General features: G+C 52.6%; 24 protein-coding genes, 5 tRNA genes and 1 other annotated feature. Of the genes, 22 read left to right on the top strand and 7 right to left on the bottom strand.

The window, feature by feature from the left end; all coding sequences use genetic code 11:
- Nucleotides 1-119 precede the first annotated feature (119 nt).
- The 12 genes from N5J69_RS12600 to luxS all read left to right on the top strand — a co-directional run bounded on the left by N5J69_RS12600 (nt 120) and on the right by luxS (nt 9041).
- Entirely contained in the window at nt 120-644 is a 525-nt protein-coding gene (locus N5J69_RS12600) for a regulatory protein RecX (RefSeq protein ID WP_279770712.1), read from the top strand.
- Nucleotides 645-777: 133 nt separating this feature from the next.
- Entirely contained in the window at nt 778-3405 is a 2628-nt protein-coding gene (gene alaS, locus N5J69_RS12595; protein WP_279770710.1) for an alanine--tRNA ligase, read from the top strand.
- A gap of 249 nt (nt 3406-3654) precedes the next feature.
- Nucleotides 3655-3840, top strand: coding sequence for a carbon storage regulator CsrA (gene csrA, locus N5J69_RS12590; protein ID WP_008927091.1), 186 nt, complete (start codon nt 3655-3657; stop codon nt 3838-3840).
- Between the two features lie 282 nt (nt 3841-4122).
- Nucleotides 4123-4215: transfer RNA gene (locus N5J69_RS12585), tRNA-Ser, on the top strand.
- A gap of 8 nt (nt 4216-4223) precedes the next feature.
- Nucleotides 4224-4300: transfer RNA gene (locus tag N5J69_RS12580), tRNA-Arg, on the top strand.
- A gap of 218 nt (nt 4301-4518) precedes the next feature.
- Nucleotides 4519-4595, top strand: a tRNA-Arg gene (locus N5J69_RS12575).
- Between the two features lie 205 nt (nt 4596-4800).
- A tRNA-Arg gene (locus tag N5J69_RS12570) sits at nt 4801-4877 on the top strand.
- Between the two features lie 205 nt (nt 4878-5082).
- Nucleotides 5083-5159 (top strand) — tRNA-Arg (locus N5J69_RS12565).
- Between the two features lie 586 nt (nt 5160-5745).
- On the top strand, nt 5746-6312 hold the full coding sequence (gene yqaB / locus N5J69_RS12560; RefSeq protein WP_279770708.1) for a fructose-1-phosphate/6-phosphogluconate phosphatase: 567 nt from the start codon (nt 5746-5748) through the stop codon (nt 6310-6312).
- Nucleotides 6309-6737, top strand: coding sequence for a YqaA family protein (locus N5J69_RS12555; protein WP_279770707.1), 429 nt, complete (start codon nt 6309-6311; stop codon nt 6735-6737). Before yqaB ends, N5J69_RS12555 begins: the two co-directional genes overlap by 4 nt.
- A 31-nt stretch (nt 6738-6768) precedes the next feature.
- Nucleotides 6769-8376, top strand: a complete 1608-nt coding sequence (gene gshA, locus N5J69_RS12550) for a glutamate--cysteine ligase (protein WP_279770706.1) — start codon at nt 6769-6771, stop codon at nt 8374-8376.
- Nucleotides 8377-8525: 149 nt separating this feature from the next.
- A complete protein-coding gene (luxS, locus tag N5J69_RS12545; RefSeq protein ID WP_279770705.1) occupies nt 8526-9041 on the top strand; it encodes an S-ribosylhomocysteine lyase in 516 nt (171 codons plus the stop codon).
- Between the two features lie 61 nt (nt 9042-9102).
- On the opposite strand, the gene N5J69_RS12540 is transcribed toward luxS, so the two are convergent.
- Both N5J69_RS12540 and N5J69_RS12535 read right to left on the bottom strand, forming a co-directional pair.
- Nucleotides 9103-10389: an HlyC/CorC family transporter gene (locus N5J69_RS12540; RefSeq protein ID WP_279770704.1), complete on the bottom strand. Its 1287-nt coding sequence runs from the start codon at nt 10387-10389 to the stop codon at nt 9103-9105.
- 15 nt (nt 10390-10404) lie between these two features.
- Entirely contained in the window at nt 10405-11205 is an 801-nt protein-coding gene (locus tag N5J69_RS12535; RefSeq protein WP_010248489.1) for an inner membrane protein YpjD, read from the bottom strand.
- Between the two features lie 163 nt (nt 11206-11368).
- On the opposite strand from N5J69_RS12535, the gene ffh reads away from it, so the two are divergent.
- From ffh to rplS, 5 genes are all read left to right on the top strand, one after another.
- Nucleotides 11369-12730, top strand: coding sequence for a signal recognition particle protein (gene ffh, locus N5J69_RS12530; RefSeq protein ID WP_279770702.1), 1362 nt, complete (start codon nt 11369-11371; stop codon nt 12728-12730).
- Between the two features lie 141 nt (nt 12731-12871).
- Nucleotides 12872-13120 carry a 30S ribosomal protein S16 gene (rpsP, locus tag N5J69_RS12525; protein ID WP_009086880.1) on the top strand — a complete coding sequence of 83 codons (249 nt, stop codon included), beginning with the start codon at nt 12872-12874 and terminating at the stop codon, nt 13118-13120.
- Nucleotides 13121-13138: 18 nt separating this feature from the next.
- The gene (gene rimM, locus N5J69_RS12520) at nt 13139-13687 is read left to right on the top strand and encodes a ribosome maturation factor RimM (RefSeq protein ID WP_279770699.1); all 549 of its coding nucleotides are present in this window, start codon (nt 13139-13141) and stop codon (nt 13685-13687) included.
- Nucleotides 13688-13722: 35 nt separating this feature from the next.
- A complete protein-coding gene (gene trmD / locus N5J69_RS12515) occupies nt 13723-14487 on the top strand; it encodes a tRNA (guanosine(37)-N1)-methyltransferase TrmD (protein ID WP_279770698.1) in 765 nt (254 codons plus the stop codon).
- Nucleotides 14488-14529: 42 nt separating this feature from the next.
- Nucleotides 14530-14877, top strand: a complete 348-nt coding sequence (rplS, locus tag N5J69_RS12510; protein ID WP_003849035.1) for a 50S ribosomal protein L19 — start codon at nt 14530-14532, stop codon at nt 14875-14877.
- A 95-nt stretch (nt 14878-14972) separates the two neighbouring features.
- On the opposite strand, the gene N5J69_RS12505 is transcribed toward rplS, so the two are convergent.
- Complete coding sequence (locus N5J69_RS12505) at nt 14973-15509, bottom strand: GNAT family N-acetyltransferase (RefSeq protein ID WP_279770696.1); 537 nt, start codon at nt 15507-15509, stop codon at nt 14973-14975.
- A 289-nt stretch (nt 15510-15798) separates the two neighbouring features.
- On the opposite strand from N5J69_RS12505, the gene N5J69_RS12500 reads away from it, so the two are divergent.
- Together N5J69_RS12500 and tyrA are read left to right on the top strand one after the other, a co-directional pair.
- A complete protein-coding gene (locus N5J69_RS12500; protein WP_279770694.1) occupies nt 15799-16878 on the top strand; it encodes a 3-deoxy-7-phosphoheptulonate synthase in 1080 nt (359 codons plus the stop codon).
- Between the two features lie 5 nt (nt 16879-16883).
- Nucleotides 16884-18005 (top strand): bifunctional chorismate mutase/prephenate dehydrogenase, encoded by a 1122-nt coding sequence (gene tyrA, locus N5J69_RS12495; protein WP_279770691.1) that lies wholly within the window; start codon nt 16884-16886, stop codon nt 18003-18005.
- A gap of 39 nt (nt 18006-18044) precedes the next feature.
- On the opposite strand, the gene pheA is transcribed toward tyrA, so the two are convergent.
- The 4 genes from pheA to bamD form a co-directional block, all read right to left on the bottom strand.
- On the bottom strand, nt 18045-19208 hold the full coding sequence (gene pheA, locus N5J69_RS12490) for a bifunctional chorismate mutase/prephenate dehydratase (RefSeq protein ID WP_279770689.1): 1164 nt from the start codon (nt 19206-19208) through the stop codon (nt 18045-18047).
- A 22-nt stretch (nt 19209-19230) separates the two neighbouring features.
- Nucleotides 19231-19355, bottom strand: a sequence feature (Phe leader region).
- Nucleotides 19307-19354, bottom strand: coding sequence for a pheA operon leader peptide PheL (gene pheL / locus N5J69_RS12485; RefSeq protein WP_193555295.1), 48 nt, complete (start codon nt 19352-19354; stop codon nt 19307-19309). Its footprint overlaps the feature before it by 48 nt.
- Nucleotides 19356-19443: 88 nt before the next feature.
- A complete protein-coding gene (gene raiA, locus N5J69_RS12480) occupies nt 19444-19779 on the bottom strand; it encodes a ribosome-associated translation inhibitor RaiA (RefSeq protein ID WP_013358812.1) in 336 nt (111 codons plus the stop codon).
- Nucleotides 19780-20059: 280 nt separating this feature from the next.
- Nucleotides 20060-20791, bottom strand: coding sequence for an outer membrane protein assembly factor BamD (bamD, locus tag N5J69_RS12475; RefSeq protein WP_279770685.1), 732 nt, complete (start codon nt 20789-20791; stop codon nt 20060-20062).
- Nucleotides 20792-20920: 129 nt separating this feature from the next.
- Between bamD and rluD the strand changes: the two genes are divergently transcribed.
- The 3 genes from rluD (at nt 20921) to clpB (ending at nt 25325) form a co-directional block, all read left to right on the top strand.
- Nucleotides 20921-21898 (top strand): 23S rRNA pseudouridine(1911/1915/1917) synthase RluD, encoded by a 978-nt coding sequence (rluD, locus tag N5J69_RS12470; protein ID WP_279770683.1) that lies wholly within the window; start codon nt 20921-20923, stop codon nt 21896-21898.
- Entirely contained in the window at nt 21898-22626 is a 729-nt protein-coding gene (gene yfiH / locus N5J69_RS12465) for a purine nucleoside phosphorylase YfiH (protein WP_279770681.1), read from the top strand. The genes rluD and yfiH overlap by 1 nt, the downstream gene beginning before the upstream one ends.
- A gap of 113 nt (nt 22627-22739) precedes the next feature.
- Nucleotides 22740-25325 (top strand): ATP-dependent chaperone ClpB, encoded by a 2586-nt coding sequence (gene clpB, locus N5J69_RS12460; RefSeq protein ID WP_279770679.1) that lies wholly within the window; start codon nt 22740-22742, stop codon nt 25323-25325.
- Nucleotides 25326-25535 lie beyond the last annotated feature (210 nt).

The following is a 25535-nucleotide window of genomic DNA, read 5'->3' as shown; positions in this document are numbered from 1 at the left end:
TCTGATGCGGGAGGGGCGGAAGCCTCTCCCGTAGTTTTATCCTCTCTGATACCTTTCCTGCCTTCCCTCTGTCCTGTTCTGTCGCCATAATCTCCCTCTGTTTGTACAAGGTGCGCAGTATGACTGAATCCTCTCAGCCCCAACCCCAATCCAATGTCGTCTCTTATTCCCGTCTGCTTGACCGTGCGATGCGCATTCTGGGTCAGCGCGATCACAGCCGTGCAGAGTTATCCCGAAAGCTGCAACAATCAGCGCAGCGTGCCGCATGGGCGCAGAAAAAAGAGCCTGAAATTATCACCGAAGCACTGCTGGAGCAGGTACTGGACTGGTGTCAGGAAAGCGGCTGGTTGAATGATGAACGTTTCACCGATCGGTTTATTCAGAGCCGAAGCCGTAAAGGTTTTGGGTCGCAGCGCGTACGCCTTGAACTGGCCCAGAAAGGCATCGATCGTGAAGCCATTGATATCGCGATGGAAGAGACCGACGTGGACTGGGCAGCCTGCGCAGCTCAGCTGGCTGAACGAAAATTCGGACACCCGCTGCCCACAGAGTGGAAAGAGAAAGCGAAAGTACTACGCTATCTGCAGTCAAAGGGCTTTCAGACCGAAGATATCCAATCCGTTTTCAGAAATTTTGATGACTAAAAGCCGATGTAATTTTACTTCCCACTGAAGAAAATTTATCTTATTCCCACTTTTTGTTCCGCTAATCAGGCACCACGAGAATGTGGTCGCGCCGATCAGAGGGAACGTTCGTTAGCGTGATTCCAGGACATATATGAGCAAGAGCACTGCTGAGATCCGTCAAGCGTTTCTCGACTTTTTTCATAGCAAGGGACATGAGGTTGTAACCAGCAGCTCCCTCGTACCGAATAACGATCCAACGTTGTTGTTTACCAACGCCGGGATGAACCAGTTTAAAGATGTGTTCCTCGGTCAGGATAAACGTGATTACACCCGTGCGACTACGTCACAGCGCTGCGTTCGCGCAGGCGGTAAACACAACGATCTTGAAAACGTCGGCTACACCGCACGCCACCACACTTTCTTTGAAATGCTGGGTAACTTCAGCTTTGGTGACTACTTCAAGAGAGAGGCGATTGGTTTTGCCTGGGAACTTCTGACGAGCGAGCAGTGGTTCAGCCTGCCAATAGAGCGTCTGTGGGTGACAGTCTATGAAACCGATGATGAAGCCTACAATATCTGGGCGGATGAAATCGGGGTGCCACGCGAGCGCATTATTCGCATTGGCGACAACAAAGGCAGCGCATACGCGTCAGATAACTTCTGGCAGATGGGCGACACCGGCCCTTGCGGTCCGTGCAGCGAGATTTTCTACGATCACGGCGATCACATCTGGGGTGGCCCGCCTGGCAGCCCGGAAGAAGATGGCGACCGTTACATTGAGATCTGGAACATCGTCTTTATGCAGTTCAACCGTCAGGCTGATGGCACCATGCTGCCACTGCCAAAACCGTCGGTTGATACCGGAATGGGCCTTGAGCGCATTTCTGCCGTTCTGCAACACGTCAACTCTAACTATGAAATCGACCTGTTCCAGAAACTGATTCAGGCTGTTGCTAAAGTTACCGGTGCCACTGACCTCAGTAACAAGTCGCTGCGCGTAATAGCCGACCATATCCGCTCCTGTGCTTTCCTGATTGCCGATGGTGTCATCCCGTCGAATGAGAACCGTGGCTATGTGCTGCGTCGTATCATTCGTCGTGCCGTGCGTCATGGCAACATGCTGGGTGCTAAAGAGGCTTTCTTCTATAAGCTGGTTGCGCCACTGGTTGAGGTCATGGGTGCCGCAGGCGAAGAGTTAAAGCGTCAGCAGGCCCAGGTTGAGCAGGTATTAAAAAGCGAAGAAGATCAGTTTGCCAGAACGCTGGAGCGCGGACTGGCGCTGCTGGACGAAGAACTGGAAAAACTGCAGGGCGACACGCTGGATGGTGAAATCGTCTTCCGTCTTTACGATACCTTTGGCTTCCCGGCTGATTTAACGGCTGATGTCTGCCGTGAACGCAATCTGAAAATCGATGAAGCGGGCTTTGAGCAGGCGATGGAGCGTCAGCGTCAGCGCGCACGTGAAGCGAGTGGCTTTGGCGCTGACTACAGCAACGTTATTCGCATTGATGCCGCCTCATCCTTCAAAGGCTACGACCAGCTTGACTTAGCCGCCACTGTCAAAGCGCTCTATGTTGCGGGCGAGGCGGTTGATGAAGTGACTGCAGGTCAGGATGCCGTGGTCGTGCTGGATGAAACGCCATTTTATGGTGAATCGGGTGGTCAGGTAGGCGATACCGGTCTGCTGAAAGGGAAGAATGCTGAATTTAGCGTCCAGGATACACAAAAATATGGTCAGGCCATCGGTCATGTCGGTAAGCTGACCGCAGGACAGTTGCGTATTGGTGATCGTCTTGAGGCCCAGGTTGATGCTGCACGCCGTGCGCGTATCCGCCTCAACCACTCTGCAACCCACTTACTGCATGCCGCATTGCGTCAGGTTTTAGGTGAGCATGTGGCGCAGAAAGGCTCGCTGGTCAATGACAAGTACCTGCGTTTCGATTTCTCACATTTTGAAGCGATGAAACCTCAGGAGATTCGTCAGGTCGAAGATATCGTCAATGCGCAGATTCGTCGCAATCTGCCGGTAGAAACCGAAGTGATGGATCTTGAGGCGGCAAAGTCTAAAGGTGCAATGGCTCTGTTTGGCGAGAAATACGATCAGCGCGTACGCGTTCTGACCATGGGTGATTTCTCGGTTGAGCTGTGCGGTGGCACGCATGCTGCGCGCACCGGGGATATCGGCCTGTTCCGCATTCAGGCTGAGTCAGGTACGGCAGCCGGCATCCGTCGTATTGAAGCGATTACCGGTGAAGGGGCGCTGGCACAGGTCAATGCACAGAACAGCCAGTTGCAGGATCTTGCGCAGCTAGTGAAAGCGAACAGCAGCAACCTGAATGAGAAAGTGCGTGGTCTGGTCGATCATGTACGGGCTCTGGAGAAAGAGTTGCAGCAGCTGCGCGATCAGCAGGCCGCGCAGGAGAGCGCTTCACTGAGCAGCAATGCCATCGAGATTAAGGGAGTGAAGCTACTGGTCAGTGAGCTCAACAATGTTGAACCTAAAATGTTGCGCACTATGGTTGATGATCTTAAGAATCAGCTGGGGTCGGCGATTATTGTGCTGGCAACGGTTGCTGAAGGTAAGGTGTCGCTGATTGCGGGTGTGACTAAAGATCTGACAGACCGTGTTAAAGCAGGTGAGTTGATTGCCGGTCTGGCGCAGCAGGTTGGCGGGAAGGGCGGTGGCCGTCCTGATATGGCACAAGCTGGTGGTACGGATGCTGAAGCGCTGAAGGGCGCTCTGGCAGGGGTTGAGAGCTGGGTTAACAGCCGCCTGTAATGACATAGAATAAGGCACTGTCTGAAGCGTCAGAACCCCGGTTCCGGCGCTTTTTAATACAATGCTAAAGCAGCAAATGACAAAGTCAGGTTGATGTAGTGTATTTCGGCTAAACTAACTATCAGCAGAATGTATTGGCGCATCGATGTGCATTGGTGTATCTCTCATAGTCAATGTACAGCGTTAAATGATGGATAATGCCGGGAGCCTGTACAAGCCCGACTCTTTTAATCTTTCAAGGAGCAAAGAATGCTTATTCTAACTCGTCGAGTTGGTGAAACCCTCATGATCGGTGATGAGGTAACTGTAACGGTGCTGGGTGTTAAGGGTAACCAGGTTCGTATAGGGGTTAACGCGCCGAAAGAAGTGTCTGTGCATCGCGAAGAGATCTATCAGCGCATCCAGGCTGAAAAAACGCAACAAACCAGCGTTTAACGGATTCAGCGCCTCGCACCTGTGCGAGGCGCTACCGCTTTCTGTAAAAATCCCGCCTTTTCTTTTCTCCTTTCTCTTTCCTGTTTCGTTAACGACAACCTCTTTCATTGTTGATAATTCACTCTTTTTGTCGCCATTTTGTCCCAATTGTGTGTGATTTGCTCAATCAAACAAAGTTTCGGAAAAATTGTTTGACTTAAAAGTCCGGGAAAGTAATATGTGCGCCACGCAGTGCCGATGAGCAGAAACAAGTTCAGACGCACGGTTCGAAAGAAAGCGTAAGGTGAGGTGGCCGAGAGGCTGAAGGCGCTCCCCTGCTAAGGGAGTATACGGTCAAAAGCTGTATCGAGGGTTCGAATCCCTCCCTCACCGCCATTTTCGATGCATCCATAGCTCAGCTGGATAGAGTACTCGGCTACGAACCGAGCGGTCGGAGGTTCGAATCCTCCTGGATGCACCATATTTTCGAATATGGAGAAGTGCCTCGGTGTGACATGACGCATTAGCGTTCAGGCCGCACTAAGGAGGATAACGTTGCATCAGCAACAGCCCGCAGGGCGAAGCGCAAGCTGAGTAATCCTCCTGGATGCACCATCGAAAAGAAAGAAATAAAGTGAATTAGCAATTCCTTTCATGGTGAGTAGTTAGCACCCTGCGTTGTACAAGAATCAGATTTATGCATCCATAGCTCAGCTGGATAGAGTACTCGGCTACGAACCGAGCGGTCGGAGGTTCGAATCCTCCTGGATGCACCATATTCTCCAATATGGTTAGTGCCTCAGTGTGTCATGACGTGATTAGCGTTCAGGCAGCACTAAGGAGGATAACGTTACATCAGCAACGGCCCGCAGGGCGAAGCGCACGCTGAGTAATCCTCCTGGATGCACCATTCTTTGTAACATCCTCAGGTTGGTTTCTGAAAGTCCATAAAAAGTTACACCCCAAAAGATAGACCCCAATGCATCCATAGCTCAGCTGGATAGAGTACTCGGCTACGAACCGAGCGGTCGGAGGTTCGAATCCTCCTGGATGCACCATATTCTCCAATATGGTTAGTGCCTCAGTGTGTCATGACGTGATTAGCGTTCAGGCAGCACTAAGGAGGATAACGTTACATCAGCAACGGCCCGCAGGGCGAAGCGCACGCTGAGTAATCCTCCTGGATGCACCATTCTTTGTAACATCCTCAGGTTGGTTTCTGAAAGTCCATAAAAAGTTACACCCCAAAAGATAGACCCCAATGCATCCATAGCTCAGCTGGATAGAGTACTCGGCTACGAACCGAGCGGTCGGAGGTTCGAATCCTCCTGGATGCACCATATTCTCCAATATGGTTAGTGCCTCAGTGTGTCATGACGTGATTAGCGTTCAGGCAGCACTAAGGAGGATAACGTTGCTTTAGCAACGGCCCGCAGGGCGAAGCGCACGCTGAGTAATCCTCCTGGATGCACCGTCTTTTTTAGCCTCCGAAATTCCCTCAGTCTGTTTTAACGTCATCGTCTTCCCTCTCGCACATAAAATGCATCAGCTCCGTAATGCGAAGCCTGAAATGAAATCACTATCCAGAATCCCTCTGCAGTTTCCCGCTGGCTTTACCCGCACTGATTTCCTGCTTAACCTGACGCATTGATTCATCATTCTGACTTAAGCGACCTGTGACGCCTGTTTACCGCTTTGTCGCTCTCCGTTTTTATGCCCACGCCCATCCGCGGCTGCTTCCCGACTAAAAGAATGTTAAAAAAACGCTGAAAATTCGTACGGTTATAACTGGCTGCGGACGATCACCTTTATCTGAAAACAAAAATTGTTAATGCTTTCAAAGCATTTGCTGTTCATCCCCCCTGGCGACAACCTGTCCACATTAGGCTAAAGTAATGTCTCATTTGGTGAATGTCCGGAGTGACAATGTACGATCAATATGACGCCCTGATTTTCGATATGGACGGCACGATTCTTGATACTGAGCCGACACATCGAAAAGCGTGGCGTCAGGTACTGGCGCGTTATGGATTAACGCTGGATGAAGCTCGTATTATCGACTTCAACGGTGCTCCCGCCTGGCGGCTTGCGCAGTTCATCATTGAATCCAATCAGTCGTCTCTCGACCCTCATCTTCTTGCCGCAGAAAAAACGGCTGCTGTGAAAGCGATGCTGCTGGAAAACGTCAGACCACTGCCTTTACTGGAGGTGGTGAAAGCGTATCACGGGCGTCGTCCGATGGCGGTGGGTACCGGAAGCGAACACAGCATGGCAGAGGCGTTACTGACGCAACTGGGCGTGCGTAAGCTGTTTTCGGCCGTCGTCGGCGCTGACGACGTTCAGCGTCATAAGCCTGAGCCCGAGACCTTCTTACGTTGTGCAGAGCTGATGGGTGTAGCTCCGGCGCGTTGTGTGGTGTTCGAGGATGCGGACTTTGGTATTCAGGCCGCGAAGGCGGCAGGCATGGATGTGGTGGATGTCCGCTTACTGTGAGTGACATTCTTACCTATGCCTCAATGTTCGGCAGCAGCTTTCTGAGTGCGACGCTGCTGCCGGGAAGTTCTGAAGCACTGCTGATAGCACTATTGATAGCAAAAAAGACATCAGTTTACGGGTTGCTTTTGGCCGCATCACTGGGAAACACCTTGGGCGGCTTAACCAACATTCTTATTGGTCGCTTGCTGCCGCTAAAACGTCAGGGGCGATGGCATGACACAGCAATGACGTGGTTGCACCGACTGGGACCCGCAGCACTTTTATTTAGCTGGCTGCCGGTGATAGGTGATCTGCTCTGCGTGCTCGCAGGCTGGTTACGTTTCGCCTGGCTACCTGCAATGCTGTTTCTCGCCGTCGGTAAAACACTGCGTTATATCGTTATCGCGACTGCCACATTACAGGGTATGCAATGGTGGCATTGATTCGCACAGATTCGAGGCTACGGTTAACATTATGCTGAACAAAAATAAATTATTATCACAGCGGGGGGGTAATGTGATCCCGGACGTATCTAAAGCGCTCGCCTGGCTGGAAGCGCATCCCAATGCCCTTAAAGGGATTGGCCGTGGCATCGAGCGTGAAACGCTGCGTGTGCAGGAAAATGGCGATCTGGCAAAAAGTGGCCACCCGGAATCGCTGGGTTCGGCGCTGAAGCATGATTGGATCACCACCGATTTTGCCGAAACGCTGCTGGAGTTTATTACGCCAGTGGATCACAGTATCGATCACATGCTGGCCTTCCTGCGCGATATCCATCGTCACGTTGCCCGTGAACTGGGGGAAGAGCGCATGTGGCCCTTCAGTATGCCGTGCGTCATTGATGACGCGGACAATATTGAGCTGGCGCAATATGGCAACTCCAATATCGGCAAAATGAAGACCCTCTACCGCGAAGGCCTGAAAAACCGCTATGGCGCGTTAATGCAGACCATCTCCGGCATTCACTACAACTTCTCGCTGCCCCTTTCATTCTGGCAGGAGTGGGCTGACGTGAAAGATCAGGAAAGCGGAAAAGAGACGATTTCAGCGGGCTATCTGCGGCTGATCCGCAACTATTATCGCTTCGGCTGGGTGATCCCTTATTTGTTTGGCGCATCACCGGCAATCAGCTCCAGCTTCCTGCAGGGCCGCGAGAGCGCGCTGCCGTTTGAAACCAATGATAAAGACACGATGTGGCTGCCGTATGCCACCTCGCTGCGTCTGAGCGATTTAGGCTACACCAACAAATCGCAAAGCTCACTGGGCATCACGTTTAACTCCCTGGAAGGCTATGTCACAGCGCTGAAGAAAGCGATTAAGACCCCATCCGAAGAGTATGCGGCGATGGGCACCAAAGATGCCGACGGCAACTGGCTGCAGCTCAACACCAACGTACTGCAGATTGAAAATGAGCTTTATGCGCCTATCCGGCCTAAGCGTGTGACCCGTTCAGGTGAAGCGCCTTCAGACGCGCTGCTGCGTGGCGGCATTGAATACATCGAAGTGCGCTCACTGGATATCAACCCGTTCTCTGCCATCGGTGTCGATGAGAATCAGGTCCGCTTCCTGGACCTGTTCCTGATCTGGTGTACCCTGGCAGACGCGCCGGAAATGAGTGCTGATGAGCTGCAGTGCACCCGTAAAAACTGGAATCGGGTGGTGCTGGAAGGGCGCAAACCGGACCAGAAAATCGCTGTGGGCTGCGGAGAAGCGGAACATGCATTGGTGGACGTGGGCAAGACCCTGTTTGCCGATCTGCGTCGGGTTGCTGAAGTCTTAGACAGCAATAATCAGGACAGCACGGAATATCAGCAGGTTTGCGATCAACTGGTAGCATCGTTCGACGATCCTGAGCTAACCTACTCGGCGCGCATCCTTCAGGCAATGAAGGACAATGGTGTAACCGGAACGGGCGTTGCGCTGGCTGAACAGTATCGCCATCTGCTCTGCGAAGAGCCGCTGGAAGTACTGACAGAAGACGATTTCACACGTCAGGCGCAGGAATCTGTTGCTGCGCAGCAGCAGCTGGAAGCGGATGATAAGCTGGATTTTGAAGCGTATCTGGCGAGCCGGGAAGGGTAGAAAAGAAAAAGGCCACATCAATGTGGCCAAATTAACATCTCTGTTGTCAGGGATGATGATAACAAATGCGCGTCTTTCATATATTCAGACGTTGGGCGAACAGAAAAGTTTCATCGTTTTAAAAAAATTCTCAGAACAGGAGGTGACGTATGCCACTACTGGACAGTTTTACCGTTGATCACACCATCATGGGCGCACCGGCAGTTCGCGTTGCCAAAACCATGAAGACTCCGCATGGCGATACGATTACCGTCTTTGACCTGCGTTTTTGCCGTCCGAACATTGATATCCTTACTGAGCGTGGCATTCATACGCTGGAGCATCTCTTTGCCGGATTCATGCGTGACCACCTGAATGGTAACGGTGTGGAAATCGTCGATATCTCGCCAATGGGTTGCCGCACGGGCTTCTACATGAGCCTGATCGGTACTCCAGACGAGCAGCGCGTTGCGACAGCGTGGAAAGGGGCGATGGAAGATGTTCTGAAAGTTAAAGATCAGAACCAGATCCCTGAGCTGAATGAATATCAGTGTGGCAGCTACAAGCTGCACTCACTGGATGAAGCACAGCAGATTGCCCGCAACGTGCTGGCGCATGAGATTGGCGTTAACCGTAACGAAGATCTGAAACTGCCTGCTGAAAAGCTGAAAGAACTGCACATCTAGTCAGGACTTTTCTGCTAAAAAAAACGCCGCATCATGTCGATTGCGGCGTTTTTTTATGGCTTCAGGAACCGACCGATTTCTTCAGTGGCGTCTTTGGCGTGATACGCACCTGTTTGATCATGTTGTCCTGCACGTCCAGAATATCGACATTATAGAGGCCGATCTGGACGCGGGTGGCGATGGCGGGGATCTCCTCCAGCGCTTCCAGCAGCATACCGTTGATGGTGCGGGCTTCCTGCTCTGGCAGGTGCCAGTTAAACGCTTTGTTAATTTCACGCACGCTGGCGCTGCCTTCGATCAGCACCGAGCCATCATTCTGCGGCATCACTTCTTCTGCCAGTGACGGTGACATCGAGGTGGTGAAGTCGCCTACGATCTCCTCCAGAATGTCCTCAATTGTCACCAGCCCTTTGATGTCGCCATATTCATCGACGACCACGCCCGCTTTCTCTTTGTTGCGCTGAAACTTCACCAACTGGGTGTTCAGCGGTGTGCCTTCCGGGATGTAGTAGATCTCATCGGCGGCGCGCAGCAGCGTCTCTTTGGTGAACTCTTTTTTCTCCGTCATCATGCGCCAGGCCTCACGCACCCGCAGCATGCCAACGCAGTCATCCAGCGAGTCCCGGAACAGAACAATGCGGCCGTGTGGCGAGTGGCTCAGCTGGCGCACTACCGACTTCCAGTCATCATTAATGTTGATGCCGACAATCTCATTACGCGGCACCATGATGTCATCAACGCTGACTTTCTCCAGGTCGAGCACAGAGAGCAGCATGTCCTGATTACGGCGTGACATCAGGCTACGGGACTCATAGACGATGGTGCGTAACTCCTCCTTGCTCAGTGCGGAGTTAATGGCCCCCTCAGCGCGAATACCGGCCATTCTCATCAGCAGCCGGGTAATGGTGTTAAGCAACCAGACCAGTGGCAGCATGATGTATTGCAGCGGGACCAGCAGCAGGCTGCTGGGAAAAGCGACACGTTCGGGGTAGAGGGCGGCCACGGTTTTCGGCAGCACTTCAGCAAAGACCAGCACCACAAAGGTCAGGATACCAGTCGCAATCGCGACGCCTTCATCACCGTGAATACGCATGCCCACGATGGTGGCCAGGGCAGAGGCCAGAATATTCACCAGGTTGTTACCGATTAATACCAGACTGAGCAACCGGTCAGGGCGACGCAATAACTTTTCCACCCGGCGTGCGGCGCGATTACCGTTTTTTGCCTGATGGCGCAGCTTATAGCGGTTAAGCGTCATCATTCCGGTTTCTGACCCGGCAAACCAGGCGGAAACCAGTACCATGACGCAGAGAATAATAATCAGCGTGGTGGTTGAAACATTCTCCAACGCAGAACTTCCTTTTTAACGAGAGGTGGGGACAAGCAGATGCTGCAAAATGCGACTGCCGAAGTAAGCCATGGTTAACAGCACCGCACCGCTGCAGTTAAACCAGACGACGCGGCGACCACGCCAGCCTTCATGATAGTGCCCCCAGAGCAAAACGATATAAACAAACCACGCAATGATAGAGAGAACGGCTTTATCAACGTTTTCTGCGCTGAAGAGATCCTGCATATAAAACAGACCGGTGCAGAGCACCAGCGTCAGCAGCACGACGCCGACCTGGGTGATGTGAAACATCTTACGTTCGATGGTCAGCAGTGGCGGCATATCCTGAGTGAACGCCAGTCGCTTATTTTTTAGCTGGTAATCGATCCATGCCAGCTGCAGTGCATAGAGGGCGGCAATAATCAGCGTCGCATAGGCGAACAGCGACAGGCCGATATGGATCATCATGCCTGGCGTCGTTTCCAGATGGGTAATAAACGCATTAGGCACAAAGGTGGCGAAGGCCAGATTGATCAGCGCGAAGCTGTAAACAATCGGCAGCAGCAGCCAGCCACGGTTGCGCGACGCCACAATAGTCATGATGGCGCAGATCAACAGGCTGACCAGTGAGCCAATATTGAGCAGGCTTAAATTCTGTCCGCTATCAACCGCAAATATGCGTTGCTGCAGAGCCACCGCGTGCGTCACCAGCGCCACACAGGCAGAGAGCATCGCCATTCGCCGCCAGCCGCCGTTGCGTTTCAACAGGCTGGGAATGATCAGGGCAAGGCTTAAGGAGTAGGCGAATAGCGCCACTATCGCGAAAACGAACATAGATCCTTTCGGTTCAGTCAGATAAGGAAAAAGGCAGTATAGCGCCAGCCGAAGCAGGCTCCAAACGATCTGAGGGGCAATTGCAGAGATCCCGGAGGCTTCGTGTTATAATCCGCCGCATTCTGCCGATCAGGCGCCTCGCGATCTTTTTAAGTGAGAGACCATGTTTGATAATTTAACCGATCGTTTGTCGCAAACCCTGCGAAATATCAGCGGCCGCGGAAGGCTGACTGAAGAGAACATCAAAGAGACCCTGCGTGAAGTGCGCATGGCACTGCTTGAAGCTGACGTTGCGCTGCCAGTGGTGCGTGACTTCATTAACCGTGTGAAAGAGAGCGCGGTCGGTCATGATGTGAACAAAAGCCTGACACCCGGTCAGGAGTTCATCAAAATCGTTCGTAACGAGCTGGTTGCGGCGATGGGTGCAGAGAACAACGCACTCGACCTGGCGGCTCAGCCGCCAGCCGTCGTGCTGATGGCGGGCCTGCAGGGTGCCGGTAAAACCACCAGCGTCGGTAAGCTGGGTAAGTTCCTGCGTGAGAAGCACAAGAAGAAAGTTTTAGTGGTTTCTGCCGACGTCTATCGCCCGGCGGCAATCAAACAGCTGGAAACGCTGGCGCAGCAGGTCGGGGTGGATTTCTGTCCGTCCGATCTCAGCCAGAAGCCAGTCGATATCGTTAATAATGCGCTGCGTGAAGCCCGCCTGAAATTCTACGATGTGCTGCTGGTGGATACCGCTGGTCGTCTGCACGTTGACGAAGCGATGATGGACGAAATCAAACAGGTTCACGCCGCAGTCAAGCCGGTAGAAACGCTGTTTGTGGTCGATGCCATGACCGGTCAGGATGCCGCAAACACCGCTAAAGCCTTTAATGAAGCGCTGCCGCTGACCGGTGTGATCCTGACCAAGGTCGACGGTGATGCACGTGGTGGTGCGGCGCTGTCCATTCGCCATATTACCGGCAAGCCGATCAAATTTATGGGTGTCGGTGAAAAAACCGATGCGCTTGAGCCGTTCTATCCCGATCGTATTGCGTCACGTATCCTCGGCATGGGCGACGTACTGTCCCTGATCGAAGATATCGAAAGCAAGGTTGACCGCGATCAGGCGGAGAAACTGGCGAAGAAGCTGAAAACCGGCGACGGTTTCGATCTCAATGACTTCCTTGAGCAGCTCAAGCAGATGCGCAACATGGGTGGCATGGCCAGCCTCATGGGTAAACTGCCTGGTATGGGTCAGTTGCCGGACAATGTGAAGTCGCAGATGGATGACAAAGTGCTGGTACGCATGGAAGCCATCATCAACTCGATGACGCGCAAAGAGCGCGAGAAACCCGAGATCATCAAAGGCTCGCGCAAGCGCCGCATCGCAAATGGTTCCGGTATGCAGGTGCAGGACGTTAACCGCTTATTGAAGCAGTTCGACGACATGCAGCGTATGATGAAGAAAATGAAGAAGGGCGGTATGGCGAAAATGATGCGCGGCATGAAGGGTATGATGCCGCCAGGTTTCCCAGGCCGCTAAGCGTTCTACAAAAAAGCCCGAAAAGGCACGGTTTAGGTTGCTTTTTTCGCCAAAATGAGTAAAATTTTCGGGCTTTTTATATAGCACCCGGACCCCGTTCCTCGATGGGGGCCGGGTGTTTTATTAACTGAAGAGGATGTTATGGTAACAATTCGTTTGGCACGTCACGGCGCTAAAAAGCGTCCGTTCTATCAGGTCGTCGTCACTGACAGCCGCAATGCACGCAACGGTCGTTTCATCGAGCGCGTTGGTTTCTTCAACCCGATCGCTTCTGGTCAGGCTGAAGGTCTGCGTCTTGATATGGATCGTATCGAGCACTGGGTTGGCCAGGGCGCAACGCTTTCTGATCGCGTTAACGCGCTGGTCAAAGAAGCTAAGAAAGCAGCTTAATCTGTCACGGTGGTGAGCATGAGCAGACAACTTGCCGCACAGCCTCCTGTTAACCCGATTGTATTGGGTAAGATGGGAGCCGCCTACGGTATTCGCGGCTGGCTCAAAGTGTTTTCCTCCACTGAAGACGCTGAAAGCATCTTCAACTACCAACCCTGGTTCATCCAGCGCGCCGGTAAATGGCAGCAGGTCGAACTGGAAGGTTGGAAGCACCACAATCAGGACCTGATCATCAAAGTCAAAGGCATTGAAGATCGGGATGCGGCGGCTCAGTTAACCAATTGCGAAATTCAGGTTGACTCGACGCAGTTGCCATTGCTGGAAGAGGGTGACTACTACTGGAAAGACCTTATGGGCTGCAGAGTGGTTAACCTTGAAGGCTACGAGATGGGTAAAGTCATCGATATGATGGAAACCGGCTCGAACGACGTTCTCGTCGTTAAGGCAAACCTGAAGGATGCATTCGGTGCTCAGGAGCGGTTAATTCCGTTTCTTGATGAACAGGTTATCAGGAAAGTCGATCTCTCTACTGGCGTCATTGAGGTAGATTGGGATCCTGGTTTTTGATCTCCGAATCGAACGGTAACGTAACGGCGAATACAATGTGGATTGGTGTTATCAGCCTGTTTCCAGAAATGTTTCGCGCTATTACCGATTACGGGGTAACTGGCCGGGCTGTAAAAAACGGTCTGCTCAGCATTCAAAGCTGGAGTCCTCGTGACTTCACGCACGACCGGCACCGTACCGTGGATGATCGTCCTTACGGCGGCGGACCGGGAATGCTGATGATGGTACAACCTTTACGGGATGCCATCTCCGCAGCGAAAGCAGCGGCAGGTGATGGCGCCAGGGTGATATATCTTTCACCTCAGGGTCGCAAGCTGGACCAACAGGGCGTTTGCGAACTGGCGGCACGGGACAAGTTAATTCTGGTCTGTGGCCGTTATGAAGGGATTGATGAGCGCGTAATTCATTCCGAAATTGATGAAGAATGGTCAATCGGTGATTACGTTCTCAGTGGCGGGGAATTGCCAGCAATGACGATGATTGATGCAGTCGCCCGGTTTATTCCCGGCGTACTCGGCAAGCAGGCGTCAGCCGATGAGGATTCGTTCTCTGAAGGTTTGCTGGATTGTCCGCACTATACCCGACCTGAAGTGTTAGACGGCGTGGAGGTGCCGGCAGTATTACTGTCAGGTAACCACGCTGATATTCGCCGCTGGCGTCTGAAGCAGTCGCTAGGCCGTACCTGGCTGAGAAGACCTGAACTTCTGGAAAACCTGGCTCTGACTGAAGAGCAAGCAAGGTTGCTGAATGAGTTCCAGCAGGAATATCAGCAGCAACAAAACGATGATGTGGAAGAGTGATCTTCCCCGACTATCAGTTTACCCAGGATATGAGATTTAATTATGAGCAACATTATCAAGCAAATTGAACAAGAGCAGATGAAACAGGACGTACCTTCCTTCCGCCCGGGTGATTCCGTGGAAGTGAAAGTATGGGTCGTTGAAGGTTCTAAAAAACGTCTGCAGGCATTCGAGGGCGTGGTTATCGCTATTCGTAACCGCGGTCTGCACTCTGCATTCACTGTTCGCAAAATTTCTAACGGCGAAGGCGTTGAGCGTGTATTCCAGACTCATTCACCTGTAATTGACAGCATCGCTGTTAAACGTCGTGGCGCTGTGCGTAAAGCCAAACTGTACTACCTGCGTGAGCGTACTGGTAAGTCTGCTCGTATTAAAGAGCGTCTTAACTAAGGTATCGCTAACGCGACATCTAAAAGTTAATAGCAAACAAGGGGTTGGCATCTGCCAGCCCCTTTTTTTGTCCTGATGACTGCCTTCAGCTGCAGCTAACCGGCGTCTGGCCGCTGAAAATGATAAATTGCAGTATTCACCGGCCCTTCCTCTAATACGATCAAGCCATAACGACAGCCAATAAAATCGCCACCGCACTTTTCCGCGACGCCCCGACTGGCCAGGTTATTCTCTGCCGCCAGAATTTCAATCACGCGGGTTTCCGGGCGGGAGAATCCCAGCGGCAGCAACGCAGCCACAGCACGGCTGGCAATTCCCTGACGCTGGACGTCACTGCGAACCCAGTAACCTATTGCACTGATATCACCTGGATGACGCGCAAAACGTATTCCTGCGCCTCCCAGCAGATGATCATGTTGATCAACAATCGCAAACTCTTCTGCCTCCTCCCTCATCCGTTGCCAGTGGGTAAAGCGTATCCAGCTTTCCGCTTCGTGAGGCTGATAATCATCGTGCGCCCAGACCATCCACGGGATAAGAGTGTCCAGAGAGGCATTTACCGCAGCGGTAAAGGCGGGGACGTCACTGAGTTCAAACGGGCGCAGATAGATGTCCTGTAGCGATAGGTGCATAACTCTCTCAGTTGCAACAGATTAATTCTTTTATTCTGCCTGCGGATGGCAGAAACGCAATGCGTCACAGTGTAAATATTATATTACACATGGTGTTGTTGTCTGTTTTGGTGTTAATCTTTTTATTTATATGATTTAGTTGATAATTTTATGATTAATCTATTGGGAATTTGATGTGTGGTAATAAAGATGTACACATAATATTGCGCTCTGTATTCCCTGTGATACAGTATTCGCAATCCTCAATGAGGAGTCCATGACCGCCAATACGAGCCAAAGGATCGCCATCATGCAAAAAGACGCGCTGAACAATGTGCATATCGCCGGTGAACAGGTATTAATCACGCCTGAAGAGCTGAAAGCGAAGTTTCCACTGACTACGGAACAGCAGGATCAGGTCGCGGCATCCCGCCAGACCATTTCTGACATTATTGCTGGCCGCGATCCGCGTCTGCTGGTGGTATGCGGCCCCTGCTCGATTCACGATACCGAAGTGGCACTGGAATATGCGCGTCGTCTGCAAACGCTTTCTGAACAGCTGAAAGATCAGCTTTACATCGTGATGCGCGTCTATTTTGAAAAACCCCGTACCACCGTCGGCTGGAAAGGGCTGATCAACGATCCTTACATGGATAACTCATTTGATATGGAAGCGGGTCTGCACATCGCGCGCCAGCTGCTGGTCAACCTCGTTGAAATGGGGCTGCCGCTGGCAACTGAAGCGCTGGATCCCAATAGCCCGCAATACCTGGGCGATCTGTTCAGCTGGTCTGCCATTGGCGCAAGGACGACAGAATCTCAGACGCACCGCGAGATGGCGTCTGGCCTGTCAATGCCGGTTGGCTTTAAAAATGGTACCGATGGCAGTCTGGGAACGGCGATCAACGCCATGCGTGCCGCCGCAATGCCACATCGTTTTGTCGGAATTAACCAGGCTGGTCAGGTCTGCCTGTTGCAGACGCAGGGTAACCCGGATGGTCACGTGATCCTGCGTGGTGGCAAAGCGCCAAACTACGGCCCTGAAGATGTGGCGAAGTGTGAAAAAGAGATGCTCAAAGCGGGACTGCGTCCAGCCTTAATGATAGATTGCAGCCATGGGAATTCGAACAAAGACTACAGCCGTCAGCCTGGCGTAGCGGAATCCGCTATTGCGCAGATCAAAGACGGGAATCGTTCAATCATTGGTTTAATGCTGGAAAGCCATATCAATGAAGGTAACCAGTCTTCTGAACAGCCACGCAGCGAAATGAAGTATGGCGTTTCTGTCACCGATGCCTGCATCAACTGGGAAGTGACCGAAACGTTACTGCGTGAGATGCATCAGGATCTGCAGGGAGTGCTGTCGGCGCGTCTGTCACAAGAGGTGTAAGAGCAATGGTGGCTGAACTGACCGCGTTACGCGATCAAATTGACAGTGTTGATAAGGCGTTGCTGGATCTGCTGGCTAAACGGCTGGAGCTGGTTGCTGAAGTAGGGGAGGTCAAGAGCCGTTACGGTCTGCCTATCTATGTGCCTGAGCGTGAAGCATCGATGCTGGCTTCCCGCCGCAAAGAAGCGGAAGCTCTGGGTGTACCGCCGGACCTGATTGAAGATGTGTTGCGTCGTGTGATGCGCGAATCCTATACCAGCGAGAATGACAAAGGCTTTAAAACCCTCTGTCCTGAACTGCGCCCGGTGGTGATCGTCGGTGGTAAAGGCCAGATGGGCCGACTGTTTGAAAAAATGCTCGGTCTGTCAGGCTATACGGTAAAAACGCTGGATAAAGAGGACTGGTCACAGGCTGATACGCTGCTCAGCGATGCCGGAATGGTGATCATCAGTGTGCCTATCCACCTGACCGAGCAGGTCATTGCCCGACTGCCGCCTCTGCCGGAAGATTGTATTCTGGTTGATTTGGCGTCGGTAAAAAACCGGCCTCTTCAGGCGATGCTGGCTGCTCATAACGGTCCGGTGCTGGGCCTCCATCCGATGTTTGGTCCGGACAGCGGCAGCCTGGCAAAACAGGTGGTGGTCTGGTGTGATGGACGCCAGCCGGAAGCGTATCAGTGGTTCCTGGAGCAGATTCAGGTCTGGGGTGCGCGGCTGCATCGTATCAGCGCAGTGGAGCATGACCAGAACATGGCCTTTATTCAGGCGCTGCGTCACTTTGCTACCTTTGCCTATGGCCTGCATTTAGCCGAAGAGAACGTTAATCTGGATCAGCTGCTGGCGCTTTCATCGCCAATTTACCGGCTTGAACTGGCGATGGTAGGGCGGTTGTTCGCTCAGGATCCCCAGCTTTATGCGGATATCATCATGTCGTCAGAGAGTAACCTGGCGCTGATTAAACGCTATTACCAGCGGTTTGGTGAAGCGATAGCGTTGCTGGAACAGGGCGACAAGCAGGCGTTTATCGCCAGCTTTAACCGGGTCGAACAGTGGTTTGGCGATCACGCGAAACGCTTCCTGGTTGAAAGCCGCAGTCTGCTGCGTTCGGCCAATGACAGCCGTCCATAAATGAAAGAGGCATCCATCTGGATGCCTTTTTTCTCTTTTTTATTCGGCAGGGTCGGCCGGTACCACATTCTCGCTGGGATAGCAGCCCAGTACTTTCAGAGAGCGTGTCATGGTTTGTAGTTCCTGAAGCGCCTGCTGCATCCGTTCGGATTGCAGATTGCCCTGCACATCAATGTAAAACATCTCTTCCCACGGATTGCCATTAATCGGACGGGACTCCAGCTTGCTCATCATCAGATTGTGCTGACGCAGAACCAGCAGCGCATCAACCAGCGCACCCGCCTGCTGGCCTGTTGCCATAATCAGCGTGGTTTTAGCCGGCACCTGGTCCGATACCTCAATGGGTTTGCGGGCCAGCACAATAAAACGGGTATGGTTCTGCTGCTGATTTGCCAGATTACGTTCCAGCACCTGCAGTTGATAAAGCTCACCACCAGCTTCACTGCCCAGCGCTGCCACTTTCGGTGAGTTGAGCGCAGCCACTTTCTCCATCGCTGCCGCGGTACTTTCGGTATATTCAATTTTCCAGTGCGGGAAACGATTAATGAACTGGCTGCACTGCTGGAAGGGCTGAGGATGACTGTAAACTGTTTCTATCTGCTGTAAATCGGTAGGGCCATTCACCAGCACGCAGTGGTCAATAGGCAATGTCAGTTCACCCACAATAGAGAGGCTGGTCTGTTGCAGCAGATCATAAACGTCATTAATCGAGCCTGAACTGGTGTTCTCAATCGGCATTACGGCGTAATCGGCTACGCCGTTTTCGACCTGCCTGATGATGTCGTGAAACTTCAGGCAACCACACTCCACCATGCTATCGAAGTGACGTGACGCGTAATTGCGGGCGGCAAGGTGCGAGTAAGATCCCTTCGGGCCGAGGAATGCAATACGGGCGGCATGCGCATGGGGATGATTAAGGTTTTTTTGCAGCAGGGCCTGCTGAGTCAGCACTGAATCTTCAATTACCAGCTGGAACAGGCGGGTAATGTAGTGCGCATCCAGTTTATGCGCTTTACCCAGCACAATCAGATTCTCCAGCAGCGCGCGTTCGCGCTCCACATCCCGAATCGGGCGATGCGTCGCCAGTTTCGCCTGAGCAACTTCCACTGCCAGCAGACGACGCTCTGCCAGTAGCGTCAGAAGTTTTTTATCTACTGCGCTGATTTTATCTCGTAGCGCCAGCAATGGAGTGTCGGGATTCATAGGGCTCACCTGTATGCTATCCAATAAAAAAGCCTCCCGGTTGGGAGGCTTCGTTGTTCGTCTTCGCTTTCATTTTCACACGACGAATGGCCTCCCGTTCAGGGGAAGGTAAAAAAGAAAGCGAAGAAAAACAGATCAGGTTTCATGGGAACGTCCGAAAAAAGAGTGACCTGAGAGTAACCGTACTGGTGAAAAGCTGTCAATAAAAAACGCGCCCGGAGGCGCGTTAAGAAACTCAGGACTCTTCGTCCGCGGGGATAATGTCTTTTACGCTGGCACTGGCGCGGCGTGCTTCAGACTTGTGCTGAACTTTATTCAGTTGACGTTCGAGCTTCGCAATCAAATCGTTGATCGCGGTATACATATCATCATGCTTGGCGCTGGCCACCAGAGTCCCGTTAGGTGTGTTAATGGTGGCATCTGCAACGAATTCTTTGGGCTCTTTAGACAGAACAATATGCGGATTAATCAGGTCGGTTTGCCATTTTTCGAGCTTGGCGAGACGGTCTTCAACATGGCTTCGGATGGCCGGGGTGATTTCCATTTGCTTACTGGTAATGTTCAGAATCATCGTTCTTACCTCTCTGTCATTTCCGTCTTGGTCTTCTCAGCATAGCGCGAAAAAGCGCTGAATGTGAGATTTCTATCACGGAAAAATGTCACTTTTTGTCAGTTTTGACAATCTGTGAGAAAGGCTCGGAAACGGGCTGAAATACCTTGAAGCGAAACGATAAACGCGGCATTCTTGATGGGTTAGCTCGCTGATTTCAGATCCAGTTCTGGCTGTTCTGTGAGCAAAAAAAAGCAGCCTTTCTGGCTGCTTTTTTTATGGCTGAAACGCAGGCGTGCTATTAGCTGTTGTTAGCCGCAATGATTTTCGCCACTTTGTCGGCTTCCGCGTTCAGCTGCAGATTACGGTAAGCGTTTTCCATCAGCGGCAGGGCATCATGTGTTGCCTGGGTGTCCGGAAAATCGCGCATCATCCCTTCAACCCGGTTAACAACCGCGACATAAGCCTCACGCTTAGTATAGAATTGCGCCACTGACAGCTCATATTTCGCCAGTCGGTCTTTCAGATAGACCAGACGTTTCTGAGCATCAGCCGCATACTGGCTGTTCGGGTAACTGCGTAGCAGCTGGGAGAAGTCGCGGAAAGCATCACGCGCGTGCGTCGGATCGCGGTCAGAACGATCGATACCAAAGAAGCCCTGCAGCGCCGAGTCATCCAGCGCCATATCCGTCAGACCTTTCATATAGATGACATAATCAATGTTCGGATGTGTGGGGTTAAGACGCATAAAGCGGGCAATGGCAGCCTGTGCCAGGGGCAAATCGGCATTTTTATAGTACGCGTAGATTAAATCCAGCTGCACCTGCTGCGAATAAGGACCGAACGGATAACGATTATCCAGCGCTTCCAGTTGCTTAATCGCAGCTTTAAAGTTACCGTCCTGCAGCTTTTGCTGCGCTGTAGCATAGATTTCAGAAGGCGGGCTGTCCGGTACCGCGTCATTTGAGCCGGAACAACCAACAAGTGCCAGGCTCAGTGTGGCAGCAGCCACCAGATGTTTCATACGCGTCATGACGAAGTGATTATCCTCAAATGTTATGGCGGAAGCTGTCCGTATAGCTCCCGGTAATGACCAGGTACGATAGCACATTATATTAAACGGCATCGCCGTGAAAACCCAACGTTAACGAAGAAGCTGTATATGGCACAACAAGTTCAACTCACCGCAACGGTATCCGAATCACAACTCGGACAACGCTTAGATCAGACTTTGGCGGAATTGTTCCCTGATTATTCACGTTCCCGCATAAAAGAGTGGATCCTCGATCGTCGTGTAACGGTAAATGGCGTTATGGTCGATACACCCAAAGAAAAAGTTCTGGGCGGCGAGCTGGTCGCGATTGACGCTGAGATCGAAGAGGCACAGCGCTGGGAACCGCAGAATCTGCCACTCGACATTGTTTATGAAGATGAAGACATTATTGTCATCAACAAACCACGCGACTTTGTGGTTCACCCTGGCGCCGGTAATCCGGATGGCACGGTACTAAACGCCTTACTTCATCACTATCCGGCGATTATGGATGTGCCACGCGCGGGCATCGTACACCGTCTGGATAAAGACACCACCGGTTTGATGGTGGTCGCAAAAACTGTTCCGGCTCAGACGCATCTGGTGGACTCGCTGCAGCGTCGCGAAATTACCCGTGAATATGAAGCGGTCGCCATCGGGACTATGACGGCAGGCGGCACGGTTGAGCAGCCTATCAGCCGTCACTCAACCAAACGCACTCACATGGCGGTACACCCAATGGGTAAACCGGCGGTAACCCATTACCGCATCATGGAGCACTTCCGGGCCCATACCCGTCTGCGCCTGCGTCTGGAAACCGGTCGTACTCACCAGATTCGTGTGCACATGTCTCACATCAGTCATCCGCTGGTGGGGGATCCGCTTTACGGTGGCCGTCCGCGTCCGCCAAAAGGTGCATCAGAGGCCTTTATCACTACGCTGCGCGGCTTTGATCGTCAGGCTCTGCACGCCACTATGCTGCGTCTGTACCACCCTATCAGCGGTATTGAAATGGAATTCCATGCGGCGCTTCCGCAGGACATGGTCGATTTAATCGCGGCGTTAAAAGCTGACACCGAAGAATTTAAAGATCAGTTGAACTGGTGATGAATCTGATCACGCCCCAATGGCCTGCTCCGTCACGCGTACGGGCCTGCTCGACGCAGCGACAGGGTGGCATCAGCACATCGCCCTGGGATTCACTGAATCTTGGCGGGCACGTAGGGGATCATCCTGAGGCGGTGGCGCGTAACCGTCAGTTGCTGGTGGAAGAGGCGGGTTTGCCTGCAATGCCGCACTGGCTGGATCAGGTTCATGGCACCGGGGTTGTACGTCTTGCTGCGGGAGAAAGTGCGCCATTACGTGCTGATGCCTGCATCACCGATCAGCCCGGCGTTGTTTGCGCCATCATGACTGCCGACTGTCTGCCCGTCCTGTTCTGTTCGCAGGATGGGGCAGAAGTGGCGGCAGCACATGCAGGCTGGCGCGGACTTTGTGCGGGTGTACTGGAAAATACCCTGGCGCAGTTTCGTTCTCCACCGGATCAGATCCATGCCTGGCTGGGGCCGGCAATCGGACCTGACGCATTTGAGGTTGGTGAAGAAGTGCGTGAGGCTTTCATGGCTCAGCATCCCCATGCAGCACAGGCTTTTCGTCCATCTGGCGACCGTTTTTATGCCGACATCTGGCTGCTGGCGCGTATGCGGCTCCAGGCTGCGGGCGTCAAATCAATCGCCGCCGAGAGCCGTTGTACGTTTGCGCAGCGCGACGATTTCTTCTCCTTCCGCCGTGATGGGATCACCGGGCGTATGGCAACTTTGATCTGGCTGTTATAACCTTACGCCATAAGACGGTCCAGTTAGCGTATTTTTTACTCAAATCTCAGGTCATTAACCTTGAAATTTTGAGGGGTGACCTCATTTAATCTCCAGTAGCATTTTGACCTGTAATGGGAGGAATTATGCGTCTGGATCGTCTTACTAACAAATTTCAGCTGGCTCTCGCCGACGCGCAGTCCCTGGCTCTGGGACACGACAACCAATTCATTGAACCTCTGCATCTGATGAGCGCGCTGCTCAAACAGGAAGGCGGATCGGTTTCACCTTTACTGACTTCGGCCGGTGTCAACGTTACGCCATTTCGCGCTCAGGTTGAGCAGGCTATCGATCGTCTGCCCCAGGTTGAAGGCAGCGAAGGGGATGTACAACCTTCATCTGACCTCGTCCGGGTATTAAACCTGTGCGATAAGCTGGCGCAGAAGCGCAACGATAACTTCATTTCATCTGAATTATTTGTTCTGGCCGCACTGGAATCTCGCGGCTCACTGGCCGATCTGCTTAAAGCAGCGGGTGCAACGCGCGAAAAAATCACCCGTGCGATTGAACAGATGCGGGGAGGAGACAACGTGAACGATCAGGGGGCTGAAGATCAGCGCCAGGCATTGAAGAAATACACCATCGATCTGACCGAGCGTGCAGAGAAGGGCAAACTCGATCCGGTGATCGGTCGTGACGAAGAGATTCGCCGGACCATTCAGGTTCTGCAGCGCCGTACTAAAAATAACCCGGTGCTGATAGGTGAACCTGGCGTGGGTAAAACCGCGATTGTCGAAGGGCTGGCGCAGCGCATTATCAACGGTGAAGTCCCTGAGGGGCTGAAAGGTCGTCGGGTACTGGCGCTGGATATGGGTGCGCTGGTGGCCGGAGCGAAATATCGCGGTGAGTTTGAAGAGCGTCTGAAAGGGGTGCTGAGTGACCTGTCGAAACAGGAAGGCAACGTCATTCTGTTTATCGACGAGCTTCACACAATGGTGGGCGCCGGTAAAGCGGACGGCGCGATGGACGCCGGTAATATGCTGAAGCCTGCGCTGGCGCGGGGTGAACTGCACTGCGTAGGTGCCACCACACTTGATGAGTACCGTCAGTACATTGAAAAAGATGCTGCGCTTGAGCGCCGTTTCCAGAAAGTCTTTGTGGCTGAGCCGAGCGTGGAAGACACCATCGCTATCCTGCGTGGTCTGAAAGAGCGTTACGAACTGCATCACCATGTGCAGATCACTGACCCGGCAATTGTCGCGGCGGCAACGCTGTCTCACCGTTATATTGCTGACCGTCAGCTGCCGGATAAGGCGATTGACCTGATCGATGAGGCGGCATCCAGCATTCGTATGCAGATGGACTCGAAGCCGGAGTCACTGGATCGCCTGGAGCGCCGTATCATTCAGCTGAAACTGGAACAGCAGGCGCTGAAGAAAGAAGCCGATGATGCCAGCATCAAGCGTCTGGAGATGCTTGAAACCGAGCTGAATCAGAAAGAGCGCGAGTACGCCGAGCTGGAAGATGAGTGGAAGACAGAAAAAGCCTCTCTGTCCGGCACCCAGAACATTAAAGCTGAACTTGAGCAGGCGCGTCTGAATTTAGAGCAGGCCCGTCGTCAGGGGGATCTCGCTCAGATGTCGGAGCTGCAGTACGGTAAAATTCCGGCGCTTGAGAAACAGTTAGCCGCAGCGACTCAGGCGGAAGGTAAAACCATGAAGTTACTGCGCAACCGCGTAACGGATGTGGAAATTGCCGATGTGCTGGCACGCTGGACCGGTATTCCGGTAGCAAGAATGATGGAAGGTGAGCGTGATAAGTTACTGCGCATGGAGCAGGATCTGCATGGCCGGGTCATCGGACAGGATGAGGCGGTTGAGGCCGTATCAAATGCCATTCGCCGGAGTCGTGCCGGTCTCTCTGATCCTAACCGGCCTATTGGTTCCTTCCTGTTCCTGGGACCAACCGGGGTAGGTAAGACCGAATTGTGTAAATCGCTGGCTAACTTCCTGTTCGACAGTGACGATGCGATGGTGCGTATCGACATGTCCGAATTTATGGAGAAGCATTCAGTATCACGGCTGGTGGGCGCACCTCCGGGCTATGTCGGCTATGAAGAGGGCGGTTATCTGACCGAGGCTGTACGCCGTCGTCCTTATTCGGTGATTCTGCTGGATGAAGTCGAGAAGGCGCACCCTGATGTCTTCAATATCCTGCTGCAGGTGCTGGATGACGGGCGTCTTACAGATGGACAGGGTCGCACGGTCGATTTTCGTAACAGCGTGGTGATCATGACCTCTAACCTGGGATCAGATTTAATCCAGGAGCGGTTCGGCAATCTCAGCTACCCGGAAATGAAAGAGATTGTGATGGGCGTAGTCGGCCAGCATTTCCGTCCTGAATTCATCAACCGTATTGATGAGGTGGTGGTGTTCCATCCGCTGGCTGAGAAACACATTGCGTCTATTGCGCAGATTCAGCTGCAGCGGTTGTACAAACGTCTGGATGAACGTGGCTATCAGCTGCACATCTCTGATGATGCGATCAGACTGCTGGCAGAGAACGGATATGATCCGGTCTATGGTGCACGTCCATTGAAGCGAGCGATACAGCAGCAGATTGAGAACCCGCTGGCTCAGCAGATCCTTGCAGGTTCGCTGGTGCCGGGTAAAACCATCGAAATGGATGTGAAAAACGATGTTATTACTGCACATCAGTAATGGTGTGAGTGCAAAAACGGGCCGCTGGCCCGTTTTTTACTCTTTTGAGAGCTTTTTGCTTAGTTATTGCTCCTTTTGGTCGCAAATTGAACGGTCAGTAAAAAAGTTGTAGTTTGCACTTGCGCTATCTGAACCGTTCCCTATAATGCGCCTCCACTGACACGGCAAACCGGCAACGGGAAACGGGTTAAGAGGCACAGGAGACTGCGT

Source organism: Pantoea sp. GD03673, assembly GCF_029844725.1.
GTDB lineage: Bacteria > Pseudomonadota > Gammaproteobacteria > Enterobacterales > Enterobacteriaceae > Pantoea.
Note: the sequence above shows the minus strand (reverse complement) of the source record. Positions and strands in the feature narration are given on the sequence as shown.

What these genes read in the sequence shown, in the direction of transcription:
- N5J69_RS12600 (WP_279770712.1), top strand. Translation starts at nt 120, where the DNA reads ATGACTGAATCCTCTCAGCCCCAACCCCAATCCAATGTCGTCTCTTAT.
- alaS (WP_279770710.1), top strand. Translation starts at nt 778, where the DNA reads ATGAGCAAGAGCACTGCTGAGATCCGTCAAGCGTTTCTCGACTTTTTT.
- csrA (WP_008927091.1), top strand. Translation starts at nt 3,655, where the DNA reads ATGCTTATTCTAACTCGTCGAGTTGGTGAAACCCTCATGATCGGTGAT.
- yqaB (WP_279770708.1), top strand. Translation starts at nt 5,746, where the DNA reads ATGTACGATCAATATGACGCCCTGATTTTCGATATGGACGGCACGATT.
- gshA (WP_279770706.1), top strand. Translation starts at nt 6,769, where the DNA reads ATGCTGAACAAAAATAAATTATTATCACAGCGGGGGGGTAATGTGATC.
- luxS (WP_279770705.1), top strand. Translation starts at nt 8,526, where the DNA reads ATGCCACTACTGGACAGTTTTACCGTTGATCACACCATCATGGGCGCA.
- N5J69_RS12535 (WP_010248489.1), bottom strand. Translation starts at nt 11,205, where the DNA reads ATGTTCGTTTTCGCGATAGTGGCGCTATTCGCCTACTCCTTAAGCCTT.
- ffh (WP_279770702.1), top strand. Translation starts at nt 11,369, where the DNA reads ATGTTTGATAATTTAACCGATCGTTTGTCGCAAACCCTGCGAAATATC.
- rpsP (WP_009086880.1), top strand. Translation starts at nt 12,872, where the DNA reads ATGGTAACAATTCGTTTGGCACGTCACGGCGCTAAAAAGCGTCCGTTC.
- rimM (WP_279770699.1), top strand. Translation starts at nt 13,139, where the DNA reads ATGAGCAGACAACTTGCCGCACAGCCTCCTGTTAACCCGATTGTATTG.
- trmD (WP_279770698.1), top strand. Translation starts at nt 13,723, where the DNA reads ATGTGGATTGGTGTTATCAGCCTGTTTCCAGAAATGTTTCGCGCTATT.
- rplS (WP_003849035.1), top strand. Translation starts at nt 14,530, where the DNA reads ATGAGCAACATTATCAAGCAAATTGAACAAGAGCAGATGAAACAGGAC.
- N5J69_RS12505 (WP_279770696.1), bottom strand. Translation starts at nt 15,509, where the DNA reads ATGCACCTATCGCTACAGGACATCTATCTGCGCCCGTTTGAACTCAGT.
- N5J69_RS12500 (WP_279770694.1), top strand. Translation starts at nt 15,799, where the DNA reads ATGCAAAAAGACGCGCTGAACAATGTGCATATCGCCGGTGAACAGGTA.
- tyrA (WP_279770691.1), top strand. Translation starts at nt 16,884, where the DNA reads ATGGTGGCTGAACTGACCGCGTTACGCGATCAAATTGACAGTGTTGAT.
- pheA (WP_279770689.1), bottom strand. Translation starts at nt 19,208, where the DNA reads ATGAATCCCGACACTCCATTGCTGGCGCTACGAGATAAAATCAGCGCA.
- raiA (WP_013358812.1), bottom strand. Translation starts at nt 19,779, where the DNA reads ATGATTCTGAACATTACCAGTAAGCAAATGGAAATCACCCCGGCCATC.
- bamD (WP_279770685.1), bottom strand. Translation starts at nt 20,791, where the DNA reads ATGACGCGTATGAAACATCTGGTGGCTGCTGCCACACTGAGCCTGGCA.
- rluD (WP_279770683.1), top strand. Translation starts at nt 20,921, where the DNA reads ATGGCACAACAAGTTCAACTCACCGCAACGGTATCCGAATCACAACTC.
- yfiH (WP_279770681.1), top strand. Translation starts at nt 21,898, where the DNA reads ATGAATCTGATCACGCCCCAATGGCCTGCTCCGTCACGCGTACGGGCC.
- clpB (WP_279770679.1), top strand. Translation starts at nt 22,740, where the DNA reads ATGGGAGGAATTATGCGTCTGGATCGTCTTACTAACAAATTTCAGCTG.